Annotated in this window: 11 protein-coding genes; 2 read left to right on the top strand and 9 right to left on the bottom strand. The window is 61.4% G+C overall.

Annotated elements, in window-relative coordinates:
* Nucleotides 1–2: 2 nt before the first annotated feature.
* Both ACILSR_RS15635 and ACILSR_RS15630 read right to left on the bottom strand, forming a co-directional pair.
* Entirely contained in the window at nucleotides 3–1,112 is a 1,110-nt protein-coding gene (locus ACILSR_RS15635; RefSeq protein ID WP_395750722.1) for a pyridoxal-phosphate-dependent aminotransferase family protein, read from the bottom strand.
* 91 nt (nucleotides 1,113–1,203) lie between these two features.
* Nucleotides 1,204–2,163: an alpha/beta hydrolase gene (locus ACILSR_RS15630; protein ID WP_395750721.1), complete on the bottom strand. Its 960-nt coding sequence runs from the start codon at nucleotides 2,161–2,163 to the stop codon at nucleotides 1,204–1,206.
* Between the two features lie 170 nt (nucleotides 2,164–2,333).
* On the opposite strand from ACILSR_RS15630, the gene ACILSR_RS15625 reads away from it, so the two are divergent.
* Entirely contained in the window at nucleotides 2,334–2,894 is a 561-nt protein-coding gene (locus ACILSR_RS15625) for a hypothetical protein (protein WP_395750720.1), read from the top strand.
* Entirely contained in the window at nucleotides 2,873–3,376 is a 504-nt protein-coding gene (locus tag ACILSR_RS15620) for a hypothetical protein (RefSeq protein WP_395750719.1), read from the top strand. Before ACILSR_RS15625 ends, ACILSR_RS15620 begins: the two co-directional genes overlap by 22 nt.
* Nucleotides 3,377–3,380: 4 nt before the next feature.
* Here the strand turns inward: ACILSR_RS15620 and ACILSR_RS15615 are convergent, their stop codons facing one another.
* The 7 genes from ACILSR_RS15615 to ACILSR_RS15585 form a co-directional block, all read right to left on the bottom strand.
* A complete protein-coding gene (locus tag ACILSR_RS15615) occupies nucleotides 3,381–6,323 on the bottom strand; it encodes a DUF1553 domain-containing protein (RefSeq protein WP_395750718.1) in 2,943 nt (980 codons plus the stop codon).
* Nucleotides 6,324–6,385: 62 nt separating this feature from the next.
* Nucleotides 6,386–7,648 carry a hypothetical protein gene (locus ACILSR_RS15610; protein ID WP_395750717.1) on the bottom strand — a complete coding sequence of 421 codons (1,263 nt, stop codon included), beginning with the start codon at nucleotides 7,646–7,648 and terminating at the stop codon, nucleotides 6,386–6,388.
* Between the two features lie 4 nt (nucleotides 7,649–7,652).
* Nucleotides 7,653–9,020, bottom strand: coding sequence for a DUF1552 domain-containing protein (locus ACILSR_RS15605; RefSeq protein WP_395750716.1), 1,368 nt, complete (start codon nucleotides 9,018–9,020; stop codon nucleotides 7,653–7,655).
* A gap of 24 nt (nucleotides 9,021–9,044) precedes the next feature.
* A complete protein-coding gene (locus tag ACILSR_RS15600) occupies nucleotides 9,045–11,411 on the bottom strand; it encodes a DUF1592 domain-containing protein (RefSeq protein WP_395750715.1) in 2,367 nt (788 codons plus the stop codon).
* 96 nt (nucleotides 11,412–11,507) lie between these two features.
* On the bottom strand, nucleotides 11,508–12,140 hold the full coding sequence (locus tag ACILSR_RS15595; RefSeq protein ID WP_395750714.1) for a response regulator: 633 nt from the start codon (nucleotides 12,138–12,140) through the stop codon (nucleotides 11,508–11,510).
* The gene (locus ACILSR_RS15590) at nucleotides 12,137–14,023 is read right to left on the bottom strand and encodes a histidine kinase (protein WP_395750713.1); all 1,887 of its coding nucleotides are present in this window, start codon (nucleotides 14,021–14,023) and stop codon (nucleotides 12,137–12,139) included. The genes ACILSR_RS15595 and ACILSR_RS15590 overlap by 4 nt, the downstream gene beginning before the upstream one ends.
* A 61-nt stretch (nucleotides 14,024–14,084) precedes the next feature.
* Nucleotides 14,085–15,383, bottom strand: coding sequence for a DUF1552 domain-containing protein (locus ACILSR_RS15585; protein WP_395750712.1), 1,299 nt, complete (start codon nucleotides 15,381–15,383; stop codon nucleotides 14,085–14,087).
* Nucleotides 15,384–16,182 lie beyond the last annotated feature (799 nt).

The raw sequence follows: 16,182 nt of genomic DNA, 5'->3' as shown, positions 1-16,182 counted from the left end.
AATCATTTCAGCACTTCACGCAGCGCAGTGAGCACAAGATCCACGTTTCTCACGGTCGAGCCGTGCCCCATGAGGCCGATGCGCCAGGCCTTGCCGGCCATGACGCCGAGACCGGCGCCGATCTCGATGCCGTACTCCTCCAGCAGGCGTTTGCGCGTGCCTGCATCGTCGGCACCTGCGGGAATGCTGATGCAGTTGAGGGAATGCAGCGAACGCTTGGGAATGTAGCTGATGCCCATGGCCTCCAGTCCGGCGCGCAGGCGGAGGTGCATCTTTTCGTGGCGCGCCACGCGGGCCTCCAGGCCCTCCTCCAGCACAATATTCAGCGCCTCATGCAGGGCGTAGGTCATGTTGATAGGCGCGGTGTGGTGATACACACGGCCGCCACCACCGCCGGTGTAGTATTTGCGGAGCATGGAGACGTCCAGATACCAGGACTGCACCTTGGTTTTGCGCGCATCCATGATGGCGAGGGCTCGGTCTCCAAAACTGACGGGCGCGAGGCCGGGCGGGCAGCTCAGGCACTTCTGCGTGCCGCTGTAGATGGCGTCGATGCCCCAGTCATCCACCTTCAATTCATGACCGCCAAGGCTGGTGACGGCATCCACCACGAGAAGTGCGCCTTTGCTGTGTACGAGATCGGCGAAACCTTCCAGCGGCTGGTGCGCGCCGGTGCTGGTCTCGGCATGCACGATGCCGACGATCTTTGCCTTCGGATGCTGCTCCAGCGCGGCGGCGATCTGGTCCAGCGTGATGACATCTCCCCAGGCTGCTTCCACGGCATGCACCGTGGCGCCGCAGCGTTCCATCACATCCTTCATGCGTCCGCCAAAGACACCATTCACACACACGATGGCTTCATCTCCCGGTTCGATCAGATTGACGGCAATGCATTCCATCCCCGCCATGCCGGTGCCGCTCACGGGAAAGGTCAGCGCGTTCTTGGTGCGGAAAACCTGGCGCAGCATTTCGCAGACTTCGTCCATGATGGTGAGGTACTGCGGGTCCAGATGGCCGAGAGTGGGAGCACCGAGCGCGCGCAGCACACGCGAAGGAACAGGACTGGGGCCGGGGCCAAGAAGGATGCGTTCAGCAGGGAATTGGGTGTTCATGGAATGGGAGACGTGAAATATGAGGGAGTGCGGGTCGATTTGTCCACCGTCATCTTGCGGAAGCGGCTGCAAGGCCTTCTTCCCAGTCCGCTCAAGGGGTTTTGAGACGGGCGTCCAAATGCAGGTGAAACCAGTCCGAGGCCAGCCTCGTGGCCTCTTCAAACTTCGCTTTGTAGACGCCATAGTGGCCGATGCCTTCCAGCACGTGGTACTCGCTCTTCACAAAGTTTTTCTGCAGGGCCTGGAAGGCGCGCCCGCCGTTTTCCTCGTTGCTCATGAGATCTTCTTTCTCAGCAACGATGATCATGGTGGGTGCGGTGATCTTTGCCGCCGCCTCAATAGGATTGTAACCGATCCCCTTGGCCGGATTCGCGCGCATCTGCGCATACGTGGCCATCTTGCCACCGAGCTTTCCGGTTTCGATGGGCACGGGTTCGGTTTCGCCACGCGCCTGTTTTACCGCGAGCTCATTTACGTATTTCAGTGCCGCCGGAGGTCTGCCGCCACCCATGCCGGGCACCTGGGAAACGACACACTTCACGCGTGGGTCATTGCCCGCCACCCACACCACCAAACCGCCACCATAGCTGGTGCCAAACAAGCCAATGCGCTCTTTGTCCACGCAGGGTTCGCCCATGAGAAAGCTGAGCGCGCAGCGGATGTCGAGCGTCTGGTCCGCCATGTCCATCTGCCAGCGCACCGGCCTGGCTTTCACGGTGACGGTGCCGTCGGCATCGGCTTTTTGGGGCATGGGATCTGGCAGAGTGAGTTTGCAGTCGCTCTCTCCCCAGCCGCGGTAATCAAAGGCCAGCACGACAAAGCCCTCTTTCACAAAGCGGCTCGCATAGAGGGCGCCGTTGCCTTTCTTCACACCCCCGGTGCCGGCGCAAAACAGCACCGCGGCACGTTTTTCGCCTTCTTTATAGTCATCCGGCAGATACAAATCTCCGGCCATGCGTGTGCCGTCGCTCCAGATGGTGACGTGGCGGATTTCAGCGACGGCATTCAGGGCTGAGGCCAGGAAGACCACTGCGACGAGGAAGGATTTCATGAAGGAGGAGGAACTGACGAAACAAACGAAGGTTACGGTTGATTGTGTCATTGTTCCAAAGTCAGGCCCGCCCCCCGGACGCAATGTGAAAGGCCTTGCGCAGCGCCGCCGGAAGGCGGCCGGCGAAGCACCCATGACAAACAGACATTGCCCGCCACGTTTGATGCGGCATGAAAATACTCGCACTCATGATCCGAGGCGGCGCCGGATTTGCCGTGGTCAGCACGGCTGCATTTGCTGTGTGGGCATTCGGGGAGGGGTGGTTTGCACAGCTCGGTGGTGAAGCAGGCATGTATGCAGTCTGCTGCGCGGTCTTCATTATGCTCTCAGGCATGGTGCTGCGGCCCCTGCTTGGGTGGCCCGGAACGTGGCTGCATTTTTATCGTTTCTTTTTCACCGCCTTCCTTGCGTATGCGGCCGCCTGGTGTGCGGGCTGGTTTTCATTCGGAATGGGCACGGGTGAATGGCTGGGGGCGCTGGCCGGCTGCACGGCCTTCACAGCGGTAATGGCCGCCACACTGAATGGCTGGCGTGTGCTGCTGCCCTCCGCACTGGTCATGTTTGCCCTTCATTCCGCCGGTTATTTTGCGGGAGCGCATGTGTGCTATTCCTCGTTGCATTCCGTAGGCAGCGAACTGACCTGGGGGGCCTTGCATGGCCTGGGATTTGGAGCCGGCATTGGTTTTGCCTTTGCCATGATGCAACGACCATGGACGCCGGCGCTTTCCTAACACATGCCACGGCTGCGGCGGCCTTTCTGGCTTACGTCGCCGCCCTGACCCTGCGGATTATGCGGGATGCGCCAGGGAAAAACACGGGGCGGGTGTGGTGGACGACCGGATGCCTGATGCTGCTGGTGCACGTGGCTTGCGCGTTTCAATTTGTGCATCACTGGAGCCATCGTGCGGCGTTTGAAGCCACCGCACAGCAGACGGCGGCGGTGACTGGTTTTGACTCTGGCAGCGGTCTATGGGTGAACTACGCCGTGCTGGTGCTGTGGTTTGGCGATGTGTGCTGGTGGTGGCTGGCTCCTGCACGCCATGCTTCCCGCAGCCGCACCGCCGAACGGCTGCTGCAGGGATTTCTGGCCTTCATCTGGTTCAACGCGACGGTGGTGTTTGGCCATGGACTTACGCGATGGCTTGGTGGGGCGGCCTTTCTCTGGCTGATGATACTGGCCTGGCAGCGCAAATCGCGGAACTCTCCCTTGTGAACATTCAGTCCACAAAGCTGAATTCGTTCAGGTTCAGGATCACACGGCAGGTGTTTTCCAGGCCCTCGCGCCGGGCGTATTCGAGCAGCGGCGCGAGCTCATCGGCTGCAGGGCTGCGGGAGAGTGCCAGTGCAAATGCACGCTCCACCTGAGCTGCCACTTCCTGCCGCTCCTTGGCTGCTCGTTCCGCCAGATGCTTTGCCATGGCGACGACGAGTCCGTTGTTCATCATGGCCAGCGCCTGCAGCGGGCTGAGCGATTCATTGCGCTTTTCCACCCGCATGGACGGGTCCGCACAATCAAGCACCGTCATAAACGGCTGCTGCTGGCTGCGCACGATGAAGCGGTAGATGCTGCGCCGCCATGACTTCGGATCTTCGGGATCGTGAAGCTGATACTCATAGTGCGGGCTGTGCTGCGGCTTTTCGATGACGAAGTCCTGAAAGCTCGGCCCGCCCATGCTGAGATCCAGTTTGCCACATACAGCAAGAATGCTGTCGCGAATGGATTCGGCATCGAGCTTGCGGCGGTTTTGGTGGGAGAGGAAGACGTTGTTCGCATCCGCAGGCTCTGATTTGTCGGAAGACTGCCGGTAGGTGCCGCTCATGACGATGAGCTTGTGCAGCTTCTTCAAGCTGCCGCCGAGATCGTCACGAAACGTGATGGCGAGCCAGTCGAGCAGCTCCGGATGGCTGGGTTTGCCGCCCATGCGGCCAAAGTCATTCGCGGTATCCACCAGACCACGGCCGAAATGATGCTGCCAGACGCGGTTTACGATGCTGCGCCAGGTGAGCGCATTGTCTTTGCTGCTGATCCAGCGCGCCAATGCCGCACGGCGCGCGGTTTCGCCCTCTCCTGACATCTGATAGGCATCATGAAACACACCGCTGAGCGCGGCGATGCTCTGCGGTCCGACTTCCTTGGAGGGCTGCTTGAGGTCGCCGCGCTTGAGCATCTGGATGACGCGCGGCATGCCCCCTTCATTGCCAGTGCCACGAAAGGCGCCCGTTCCAGTGTGAATGGCGCCTGCATACACCTTGCCGGGCTTGGGCAGTTGGGCGATCTCGGCATCCACTGCCGTACGCTGAGTGCGCAGCTCCTGCAGCTGGCGGCGTGTTGCTGCATCTGCCTGCGCGAGCATGAGGGCGTCGCGTTCGCGGATGAGCCGCTGCTTGTCCTCCAGCGTGCGGGCCTCGGGAGCGATGCCATCGGTGAGATTGGCCTTCCGCCAGCGCGGCGGGGCCTCGATGCTGTCCAATGCCGTCACCTTCTTTCCAGCGGCGAGATTGGGGCCATTTTTCGCGGCATAGACCTCCATTTCCGAAAGTGCCAGGATGTAGTCGTCTTTGCGCTCGGCCAGCTTCACGGCCGTGACGCGCACGTATCTGCCCCGGGCACCGTCGTCCTCCGCCGTGCCGGTTTCAAAGGGGGTGAGCCCGGGGTTTTTAAAGTCGTTCATGAAGGTGGCGTCATGCCTGCGCCAGATGAGCGTCACTCCGGTTTTGAACTCAGGGTCATCACTGGCCTCGACCTTGAAGCGGACGGGAAAGCCGAAACCGGCACCAATGCCGCCGAAGTCGTCGTAACAGGGTTTCAAGACGACGCGCTGAATGTTGGTGCTGCCGCCCAGGTCCACCTGCACCCACTTCACGGTGTTCTGCTCCTTCACGATGGCGCTGTGGTAGCCGAAGTCCGGCTTCGCATTGGGATTGGCGCTGGAGGCTTTGTCAGAAGCGCCATCGATGCGCTTGGAGAGCGCGGTGTAAGCATCTCCCGCCTTCGTTTTGAGCGGCTCTTCCAGCGCCTTGATGTCTGCCACGATTTTCTGCCTCCTGCGGTCCAGATCCACGAAACGACGCATGGAGTCATCATCGGGATAATAATTCACGTCCGTACGGTCGATGGCGGCAAAGACCGCCTGGAGGGAGTAATAGTCCTCCTGCGTGATGGGGTCGAACTTGTGATTATGGCACTGTGCGCAGCCAACAGTGAGCGAGCAAAAGGTGCCGAGGGTGTTTTGCACCATGTCATCCCGGTCCAGATGGCGCGCGATTTTGCCATCCAGTTTCGTTTCCGGCACCTCCGCATGGCCGATGAGATCCCAAGGCCCGGCGGAGATGAACCCGAGCGCGGTGATGCCGTCGGTGGTGCCGGGATAGAGCGCATCTCCGGCGATCTGCTCCTCGATGAAGCGGGCGTAGGGCTTGTCGCTGTTCAGCGCACGAATGACGTAGTCGCGGTAAGGCCAGGCATTCATGCGCGGCTTGTCCTTGTCGTAGCCATGGGTTTCGCCGTAGTGCACCAGATCGAGCCAGTGGCGCGCCCAGCGCTCGCCATAGCGCGGCGATGCCAGGAGATCGTCCACCAGCTTTTCATAAGGAAGCGTTTCATACCGCTTCACCTCCTCGGGGGAAGGCGGCAGGCCGGTGAGGTCGAAGTAAAGGCGGCGGATGAGCGTGCGCACATCGGCCTGCGGTGCTGGTTTAAAACCGTGCTCGGCGAGTTTCGCGCTAATGAAGTCGTCGATGCCTCCGTGAGAAGCGCTCTTTACCAAGGGCTTGAAGCTCCACCAGTCCAGCCGGTTCTCCACCTGAGCCACATCCACGCCCTCGGGCCACACCGCGCCTTCGTCGATCCAGCGCTTGAGCAGATCGATCTCCGCGCTGCTGAGTTTGGATTTCGGCGGCATGGCGATCTTCTCATCCCTGCCGCTGATGAAGTGGAAAAGAGGGCTGTCCGCGCTTTTGCCGGGAATGATGTTCGGGGCATGCTCCTCGCCACCGGTCAATGCCACAGACCTGATGTCGAGCCGGTATTCGTTCTTCTGCTTTTTGCTGCCATGACATTCATAGCAGTGCTTTTCAAAGATGGGCCGCACCTCGCGCACGAAATCGACCGCGCTGGCCGGAACGGTCGCTGAGATGACAATAAGGGCAAGGAAACGCATGTGCAGGATATACGATGCACGGGGAGGCTTTTCATGCCACGCGAGCGCGGGACAGCGCCCTCTCATTGCTTGGGCGCTTCAGGCTCCTTCTCCCGCCCGGCCACTGGCGTGGGACCCACGTGAAAAATACGCGTGTCGTTGGGATACAGCGAAAGTTCGCGCGGGTAGTCCTCGCTGGGACGGCCTTTGACGTTCGGCACGCGCACCATCATGCGCACCGTGCGTCCTGCTCGAAAGCCTTCGAGCATTTCATAGAACCGCAGCCTGATCTGCACACCGCTGTGACCGGCAGGCGGATTTTCAATGCGCGTCACTTCTTCGATGCCGCCGCTGCCATAGCTGCCCCAGTTGCGCAGGCTGGGCTCCACGGGCCAGAGATCGAGTCCAGTCTTCGGCTTCAAGGCGTCCATGAGCTCGGCCTCGATGCCTGCTGGCAGGGCCACGGTGATGTACCCGCTGGAGCCCTGGCCGGGAAGCGACTCGGTCTTGAGGATGATGCCGGGAAAACCCAGCCGCTTCTGCTGCGCGATGTAGATCTGGCGCTGCTGATTGATGGCGGCTTCACGGCTGGCGGGATCAATCCAAATGTCGCGGCACAGGCCCTCTTCCTTCATGGAGGCGTAAAGCGTGGCCCAGGTGAGATTGAGCTGCACGACCTGGCCGACGGCGAGGTCTTCCAGCGCGGCGATCTCACGGCCTTTCCAGATGCGCGTGCCGCGGTCCAGATGCAGCACCTGCGTGGACTTGATGCCATCCTTCGCGTCTTTCACCGCAAGGCCATCGGCCAGGGAGACACGCTCCACCGTAATGTTGCTATTCTCCTGACCCAGGGCGGTGATCTTCCAGCCCTCGCCGCGTTTTTGATGGTAGCTGAAATCATCCTCCAAGGTGAGCACGCGAGAATACTGCGACACAATCGAGCGCAGATCAGGGTAGGCCATCTTGCTGGCGTCATAGCCGGTTTCTGGCGGCTTCACCTGAAAGTCCCCCTCGGGTCCGAGGTAGAAAATGCCGTGCAGATGCGTGCCCAGAGGAAGGTCCTCGAAACTTGCCGACGCACCGTGCAGGTAGATGGCTGCATAGGGCAGCATCTGGAAGTGATGCGGCAGATCCCAGAAGTACTTGTTGATGGTGCCGTCCCGGTCCAGCCGCAGGATGCCGCGCCGCGTCACGTGCTCCACCAGGATCAGCTCGCCCGCAAAAGGCCTGCCTGACTTGGCGTCTGGAAAGGCGCTGTCGAGCGCGATGCGCGGATCAGAAGCCTCCCAGGCGCAGACCGTGGCAATGAGTCCGCTGCATGCGGCAATGAGTGTCAGGACGCGCATGGCTTCAGGCTTCGATTTGAGAGAGCGTGCCGAGGCTGTCGGCAAAGGCAGCGGTCTCCACCTCCATCTTTTGCGCGAGCGTCAGCAGCAGGTTGCTCAGCCGCCCGTTGTCATTCACGGGCCGCGAGCACAGCTCGTAATGAGTGGTCTTCAGCACACCTTTTTCGTCGAGATCGTAGCCGTTGAAGTGGCCCGCATTGAAATCCACATGCGTGCCATGCTTCAAACCGAGTGCACGCCCGCCGGCCACCACCGTGGGCAGGTTCGCATTCCCGTGGCTGTGACCGTAGGCCATGCCGCTGCCGTAGAGCGAGACGGTGAGGTCCAGCAGCGGCGTGTCACCATCCTTCGTCGCGGCGAGACGGTCGAGGAAGTAGGCGAACTGCTCGATGTTGAAGGCATCGCTCTGCGTCAGGCGGTCCATCTGCTCGGGGTCGCCATTGTGATGCGAAAGCGAGTGCCGCGTCTGGTTGATGCCGAGTTCGGGAATCGGCAGCCCCTTCCCTTCCTCGCCGGTGCTGAAGGTAATGACGCGCGTGGTGTCGGTCTGAAAAGCCAGCAGCATCAGGTCATAAAAGGTGCGGTAATAATCCCCGGGCTTGGTCTGCGGAACATCGCGGGTGAGGTTCTTGCGGATGGCCTCCGGCACCAGCGGGCGCGGCACATCGAGCCAGCGGTCGGCGCGTTCTGTGCGCACCTCCACCTCACGCACCGAGCTGAGGTACTGATCCAGCCTGCCGCGGTCTTCGCTGCCGATTTTTTTGTCCAGGGCACGCGCTTCGTCCAGCACCACATCCAGCACACTGCCGCGACGGCGCAGCCCCTCGCGCTCCTTTTCCACGCCTCCTTCCGGCGCTTCAAACAACCGGCGGAAGACATCACGCGGCTTGATCTCCGCAGGGAGGTTGATGCCGTCGCTGTTGTAGGCCAGCGAGCGTCCGGTGTCGCTGATCTCCAGCGAGGCAAAACGCGTATGCGGCGCGAGCTGAGCGGCGATCATCTGATCCAGGCTGATGCTGTTGCGCTTCCCCTGGCCGATCTCCGCCCCGGTAAGCCAGATGCTCTGGCAGCCATGATGATGCCCCAGCCCATGCGGATGATGCAGGCCCGAGATGGGGGTGATATTGTCGCGATGACGTTCCAGCGGCTTCAGCCCCCGGCTGATGCGGTAGCCCTTGCCAGCATCCAAAATCTGGAAGTCGAGCGTGTTCACACCGTTCGGCAGATACACGAAGACGCTGCGCCTGGCCTTGGGTGCCGCAGCCGCACGCAGAGGCCGCATGCAGTCCAGCAAGGGCAGCCCGATGGAGACGCCCAGCCCGCGCAGGAAATGGCGGCGGCCGATGAGCCAGGATTGTGAAAGGAAGTGCATAAGGGTGAAGGAAGTGGAAAAGGGTTACCGCTTGCGGAAAAGATCTGACAAAACAAAGGCCTCGAGGACATCGCGCAGGCGGTAGTCACCGCCCTTGCATTTCTCGACGATGCCCTTGATCGCGGCTTCATCATCCAGTGTCACGGCACGGCGCAGGCCGTACACGGCCAGCTTGCTTACAAAGGCATGGGCAAACGGTTCCGGCCTGGCGGCGAGCAGCTTTTTGAATTCGGCTGAGTCGGCATAATGGCGGCCATCCGGCAGGGTGCCGCTGGCATCCACGGGCGGATTGTTTCCCTTCCCTGTCAGCACGACCTCCTCGGTGCGCCAGCGGCCGATGGCATCGTAGTTGTCAAAGGCGAGCCCGAGGGGGTCGATCTTCGCATGGCAGGCGGCGCAGTTGGGGTTGGCTTTGTGCGCGTCGAGCTTCTGCCGGATCGTGGCCTTGGGTTCATTCACCGGGTTCGGCTGAATGGCGCTGACATTCGGCGGCGGTGGTGGCGGGGTTTTGCCCAGAATGGCCTGCGACACCCAGATGCCACGATGCACCGGGCGATGCCGTGTGCCGTCTGAGGTGAGGCTGAGAATCGCCGCCTGAGTGAGCAGCCCGCCGCGGTGCTGCTCAGGCTTCAGCGCAACACGCTGAAAATCGGCGCTGCCGGGTGCAGGAATGCCGTAGTGCAGGGCCAGACGAGGGTTCAGCATGGTCCAGTCCGAGTCGATGAACTCGCGCAGCGGCAGATTTTGACGGAACATTTCGGCAAAATAGCAGGTGCTCTCCTGCACCATGCTGTGCTCCAGCCAGGCTTCGTAGTCAGGATAGAGCTTTTCATCCGGCGGGAACTCCCCGACTCGTTTCAACTGCAGCCACTGGCGTGGGAAGGACTCTGCAAGGCGCGCCGTTTTGGCATCGGCCAGCATGCGCTGCACCTCCGTGCGCATTCCTTCGCCCGTGCGCAATGCCCCGCTGGCTGCGGCCGCACGCAGCTTCGCATCCGGCGCGGAGCTCCAGAGAAAATACGAAAGGCGCGAGGCCAGCTCCCAGTCATTGAGCAGCATCCGTTTCTCACCCGGAGATCCCTCGGTGAGGTAAGTAAAATTTTTCGACGCCAGCACCCCGAGCAGCGCTGTCTTATAAGCAGCGCGCAATGGTGTCTTGGCTGCCAGCTCATGCTCCACGATGCCCATGTAGGGCCGCACTTCCTCCGGCGTCACCGGCCTGCGCCACGCCCCTTCGGCAAAGCGTGTGAGGCAGGCCAGCACCGCCTTCGGATCGGCGTTGTCCGCTGGAAAAAGGCCTTCGCGCTTTTGCAGATCTTCGGGACTTTCCAGCGGTCCCTCCCAGTCGATCCAGTCCACAATGAGCAGCGGGTAGAGTGGATTGCCCTCGTCATCGGACACTTTGCGCTGCCAGGGCTCGCGCGATTTCGGGTCCTTCAGCGTGGTGAAAACGGCACCGCCCGGCCGGCCTGCGTGGGGAAGGTTCGACGGGCCGGGCACTGCATTGCTGATGGCCACATCCCACTTGCCGGCAGGCAGGAAGACCTCGAACTCCAGCACGGCGGGCTTGTCCTCAGGCGCAAGCACATCGGCCTCGAAAATCATGCGGTCCAGCTCCTTGGAATACAGGGTGACGTGCGGGGTACGCCCTCCGGCAGGCGTCAGTCCGCTCAATTGAATGCGCCCGCGGTAACGCCCTGCGGCCTGCCGGTAGCCGCCGTCCGGCCGCACATTGGACAGAGTGTGCCCCGGCCAGAAGAGCGTGCGGATTCTCGGCGTGATGCCGACGGCGTCCAGCTCCTTGCGCTTTGCTGCGTTCTGCCAGTCCATGTAGAGCGCATCCACACGCGACTTCACCTGAAACGGCTTTTTGTCCGGAAAGGCCAGATCAATGATCTCTGCGGCCGCTTTCAGGTACTTTTCCACATGAGAAGGCGAAAGCGACAGCTCGCTGCCCAGCCTTTCAAAACCCTGCCACTGCGGGTCCTCGGAAAAGGCCCCGGGCGCGCGGGTGTCATACTGCACGCCCAGGAAATCCGCCACGGTGTTGGAATACTCCTCCCGGCTGAGCCGGTAGTGGGCCACCGGGGCGCGTCTGGCCATACGGGCAGATTCCCCTTCTTTGATCCGCGCGGAGAGCCACTCCATCACCTGCCCCGAGGCCTCTGCTGTCGGCTGTGGCTCGTCTTCCGGCGGCATCTCGCCGGAGCCAATGCGGCTGACCACTTCAAACCAGCGCTCCGTCACCGACCCGCCGGTGAAATCCCGCGCCAGCGAGTCCAGCCGTAAATCACCCTTCTGCTTCTTCTCGCCATGACAGCGCAGGCAATGCTCTTTGAAGTAGGGCTCCAGCACATCCGCTGCATGACCGGAAGCTGCCCACGAAAACATGCAAAGTGGGAGGAGAAATCGGGGCTTTAACATGGTGCGGACAAATTCGGAAAGGAGGGACGCTCGTCCAATCATACGACATACGCAGCCTGTTTTTCAGACCAACCCTTCCTTGAGCGCCTTGGCCACAGCGCCAGTGCGGGTGTTTACCTCCAGCTTTTCGTAGATGCGGCGCAGGTAGGTGTCCACGGTGTGCACGCTGAGGCTCAATCTGTCAGCGATTTCCTTTTTGATGAGACCGGTGGTCATGAGCTGCAGGATCTCTTTTTCACGTTCGCTGAGGCCGTAGTCGCGCTGCTTGGGAGCGAGCTTGGAAAACATGTCCAGCACGCGGCGGGCGATGCGGGGATTCATGGGGGAGCCGCCAGCGAGGGCATCGCGCACGGCTTGGGTGATGTCGGCTCCGCCACTGGTCTTGAGCAAATAACCGGCGGCACCGGCGCAGATGGCCTGGAAGACTTTGTCGTCGTCTTCGAAGACGGTGAGGATGACGACGAGGGTCTTGGGTGCGCGCTCTTTGATGAGGCGGATGCCATCGAGGCCGCTCATGCCGGGCAGTCCGACATCGAGGAGGATCAAATCGGGGGCATTTGATCCTGAGAGCGCGGCGAGGAGCTTTTCACAGGAGTCGAAATCGCGGGGGCACTGCAGGTCGGATTCGGTGGAAAGGAGACGCACGAGAGTGCGCCGAAAGGCAGCGTGGTCTTCGACAATCCAAAGGGTGCTCATGAGAAAGCGGCCTCCAGGGTGATGCAGGTGCCGGTGCCTGGAGTGCTGGTGATGTGCAGGCTGCCGCCTAGAACGGTGGCTCGGTGGTGGAGATTGGCGAGGCCGTTTCCAGCGGTGACGGCTGCGGCATCGAAGCCACAGCCGTCGTCCTCGATGCGGAGATGGAAGTGTTTTGCCTTCCAATGCGCCTGGATGCGCACCTGTGCGGCATTCGCATGTCGGGCGATGTTGTGCACGGCCTCGCGAAAGAGGAGGAAGACCTGGCGGTGGAATTCGAGCGAAGCAGTGGCGGAGTCGGTGCTGTCGGGTGCATCGAGCTGCCAGTGAATGTCTTTGAGCAAGGAGGAGGCACTTTGACGCATGGCGGCGACAAGGCTGGCAAGCGGAGGAAGATCGCCCTCACGAACGAGCCAGATGATGCCGCGCATGGACTCGGCGGCTTCACCGGCAAGACGGTGGATTTCCTGAAGGGAATCGGAGGCTGGGCCATCGCGCAAAGCCATCTCGGACATGAGACGGATGCTGCCGAGGTGGCTGCCGATTTCATCGTGGAGATCGCGGGAGATGCGGTGGCGCAGAGATTCCATCTCCTGCTGACGGGAGCGGCGGGAACGCAGCCATGCGAGCCAGGCGGAGAGGATTGCGAGGCCCAAGACGCCGCCACCAAGCCATGCGGTGCGCTGGTATGCGATGGCAAGCGCCTGGGTGCGCTGAGCTGCCAAGGCGGTGAGTTCGTCGGTGAGCTGGCGGCGCTGGGAGAGAGCTGCGAGCCAGGTGGATTCATCCAAAAGCGCGCCGGTGCTGCTGCGTGCGTCGATAAGGCCCGCTGGGGTCCAGGATGCGGTGATGGTGTCGTCAGAGCTCGTGACGGCGGAGTTGAGCGCGATGTTGCGACCGTGGTCAAAAGCCTGCAGTTCCGCGAGTGCGAAGACGAAGTCGCCGCTGCGTTCCCAGAGATGCGTGGCGGTGACGCGGATGGTCTGAGCGCGCAGGCCGGGGCACGGGAAGGCAACGGGGGTGTCGGCGGGATTGGGGAAGTCGGCAGTGGTGGTGTCGAAGATCACTTTGCCATCCGCTTCTACTTTGAAGCGGCGGGGAAAGCCGAAGCCGGAGCGTTCGGGATAGTCGCGGGGGTGGGCGGGGATGAGGCGGATCTCGTCGATGGACTTTGGTGCGCCGAGATCCACCTGAACCCATTTGGTGGTTTCGGCGGTGGTGGAGATGCCGCTGTGCCAGCCGTTGCCATTGATTTCATCCGGATGCACTGGGAGGCCGAGGGAGTAAGCGCCATCGACGAGATGACGAGGGGACCATGTGGGGAGGGTTTCGACGGAGTTGGGGGCGAGGACCTGGGCATGGAGGGCGACATTGCGGCCGCCGCTGAAGACGAGGAGTTCGCCGAGGCAGAAGATGAAGCGGTTAGTTTGGTGGGGTTGGGCGGCGAGCTGGGTGGCGGTGAAGCGGATGTGCTGCGCTTTGATGCCTTTCGTTGCCACGTGCCATGGGGCAAGCGAGGGTGCAGAATCGGCGCCGGTTTGATCGAGTTGTGTGTCGGATTCCGCAAAAAGAGGGTCGTTGGAGGCATCGATGCGGAAGCGTTTGGGGAAGCCGTAGGACTCGGCGACGCCAAGCATGGCGGGGATGACAACAATGGCATCGATGGGGTACTCGGCGCCTAGGTCGATCTGGACCCAGCGGACGGAATCGGCATGGGGGGCGAGGCCGCTGTGGAATCCGGCGTGCTCTTGAGGCTGGGGTGCGGGCAGGGCGGGAAGCTTCGATAGCTTCGCATGCAGTTCATGCTCTCGATGGTCCAGGCTGGAGAGCTGTGGATTCAACCACGTCCATGAGATGGACGCGAGGATGAGCAGGGCTGGTTTCAAAGCGGGGAACCATTCCTGACAATGTGACGAGTGCAACCCACGCGAAAGCGGGACAGGGCTGTTAGGTCAAGCCTGTCACGGTGCCGGTGCTGGAGCCGAATTTGTCGGACTCGACGCCGAGGCGTTGGAGGAGGGAGACGAAGAGGTTGCTGAGGGGGAGGTTGTTGTCGCGTTTGACGGCGAGGTGCTGGCCGTGTTTGAAACCACCGCCGGCGAGGAGGATGGGGAGGTTGGTGTTATCGTGGGTGTTGGCGTCTCCCATGTTGCTGCCAAAGAGGACCATGGTGCGGTCGAGGAGGCGGGCTTCGTCTTCTTTTTTTGAGGCGAGGGTTTGGATGAGTTTTTTGTAGAGGCGCATTTGTTCGCGATCGGCTTCGGCAAGCTGGCGTACTTTTTCTTCGGACTGACCGTGATGGCTTAGGCCATGGTAGCCTTCGGTGGTGTTGTCGGCTCCGGGGAGATGGAAGGCGGGGGTGGCAAAGGCGTCGACCATCAGGGTGACGATGCGGGTGGAGTCGGACTCGAAGGCGAGCTGTGCCATGGAGAGCATGAGATCGAATTTTTCGAAGATGAGTTTTTTGTCCTGGATGTCCTGGGGCTCGGGCTGGGTGGCGACGGGTTTGGGTTTGAGCTCCCATTCGCGGGCGGTGAGGAGGCGTTCTTCGACTTCGCGGACGGAGGTGAGGTATTGATCCAGGCGTTCGCGGTCGGTGCTGCCGAGGTCGCGGCTGAGGCGCTTGGTTTGATCCATGAGGGTGTCGAGGATGCTGCCGCGTTCGTCGAGCTGCTGGAGTTGTTTTTTCACGGCGGCGGGATCGCCCTGCACGAACATACGGCGGAAGAGGGCGGGGGCGCTGTCTTCTGCGGGAAGGAGGACGCCGTCGCGGGTCCAGGAGAGGCTGCGGTTGGCCTTGTCGATGTTGACCCCGAGGTTCAGTGTTGGATAGCGGGTCTGCTGGCCGAGCTTTTCGGCGATGTATTGATCGAGGGAGATTTGATTGCGGAACCCGCTTTTGGTGGGGCCGCGTGCGGCGGTGAGGAAGCAGTTTTCGGCGCTGTGGCCGCCGTTGACGTCGGGGTGAGAGAGGCCGCTGAAGAGGGTGAACTCGTTGCGGACGTCGCTGAGACCTGAAAGAGTCGGAGAGAGTTCGTAGTCGCGTCCGGAGTTCTTGGGAAAGAATGGCTTCGGAAGGAAGCCGAGGTTGTTTGAGATGATGAGCAGACGCTGCGGTGCTTTTACCTCTGCGGCCCTGCCGAAGACTGGCCGCAGACATTCCAACATTGGCAATGCAAGGGTCACTCCCGCGTTGCGCAAGAAGCGGCGACGAGAAAGAGATTTGGCGATGTAAGGGGCGTTCATGGGACGATCAGAAAAAGAGATGTGGGACAATCGAATGACAGGTGGTTAGCGTGCGCGCAGTTGTGTGGCGGGGCGTTTTGCAGACGCTGCTGGTGAATGCTGGGTGCGGCGGAGTGGTGGGTTTGCTTCCCGGATTGATGGTGCATAACCCAGGGTCGCCTCGCTTAGGCTCGGCTGACCCTGGGCTGAACTCCGCAGCCCCTTTGGGGCTGGTGTGATGCGGAGCGGAGTGGCGAGGGATGGTGTCAGCTTGCGAAGTGAACGTGTGGGCAGAGGAGTGGCGGGGCGTCTTGCAGACGCTGCTGGTACCTGTTGGGTGTGGCGGAGTGGTGGGTTTGCTTCACGGTCGCTTATTGGCATACCCAGGGGAGCACTCGCTAAAGCTCGGCACCCCTGGGCTTTATTACACAGCCCCGTTGGGGCTGGTTTACGGCGGAGTGTATTGGCGAAGGATGGTGCCGGACGGAAGCGCGCCGTTGTGATCGCGTCGAGTGGGTAGGAGCAGCGGCGGCTGGAGAGGGAACTAGGGAAGCAAGAGAAGTTCATGCTTTAATTATGTACTCTGTTTGGCACCCCATTGGCACGTGGCAGAAGAGGTTCCACCGCGTTGGCTGTAGATCTCAGGTTCGGCTATATCGAGACGCCAAAAAATGCAGTCGTTTATAGGCAGGTGTTCGAGGATGTGGCCGATGTCACGGCAGGAAGCATAAACGCTTCCGGTGGGTCCATTTGGTGCTGCCAACTGACAGGCGATTAAGATGGAGATCCCGCATGAAAAAATGAATGACCAGTACTCGCA

The sequence above is a fragment of the Prosthecobacter sp. genome, assembly GCF_044222565.1.
Classification (GTDB): Bacteria; Verrucomicrobiota; Verrucomicrobiia; order Verrucomicrobiales; family Verrucomicrobiaceae; genus Prosthecobacter.
Note: the sequence above shows the minus strand (reverse complement) of the source record. Positions and strands in the feature narration are given on the sequence as shown.

Coding starts and splice junctions, on each gene's coding strand:
- ACILSR_RS15635 (WP_395750722.1), bottom strand. CDS start 1,112: ATGAACACCCAATTCCCTGCTGAACGCATCCTTCTTGGCCCCGGCCCC.
- ACILSR_RS15630 (WP_395750721.1), bottom strand. CDS start 2,163: ATGAAATCCTTCCTCGTCGCAGTGGTCTTCCTGGCCTCAGCCCTGAAT.
- ACILSR_RS15625 (WP_395750720.1), top strand. CDS start 2,334: ATGAAAATACTCGCACTCATGATCCGAGGCGGCGCCGGATTTGCCGTG.
- ACILSR_RS15620 (WP_395750719.1), top strand. CDS start 2,873: ATGGACGCCGGCGCTTTCCTAACACATGCCACGGCTGCGGCGGCCTTT.
- ACILSR_RS15615 (WP_395750718.1), bottom strand. CDS start 6,323: ATGCGTTTCCTTGCCCTTATTGTCATCTCAGCGACCGTTCCGGCCAGC.
- ACILSR_RS15610 (WP_395750717.1), bottom strand. CDS start 7,648: ATGCGCGTCCTGACACTCATTGCCGCATGCAGCGGACTCATTGCCACG.
- ACILSR_RS15605 (WP_395750716.1), bottom strand. CDS start 9,020: ATGCACTTCCTTTCACAATCCTGGCTCATCGGCCGCCGCCATTTCCTG.
- ACILSR_RS15600 (WP_395750715.1), bottom strand. CDS start 11,411: ATGTTTTCGTGGGCAGCTTCCGGTCATGCAGCGGATGTGCTGGAGCCC.
- ACILSR_RS15595 (WP_395750714.1), bottom strand. CDS start 12,140: ATGAGCACCCTTTGGATTGTCGAAGACCACGCTGCCTTTCGGCGCACT.
- ACILSR_RS15585 (WP_395750712.1), bottom strand. CDS start 15,383: ATGAACGCCCCTTACATCGCCAAATCTCTTTCTCGTCGCCGCTTCTTG.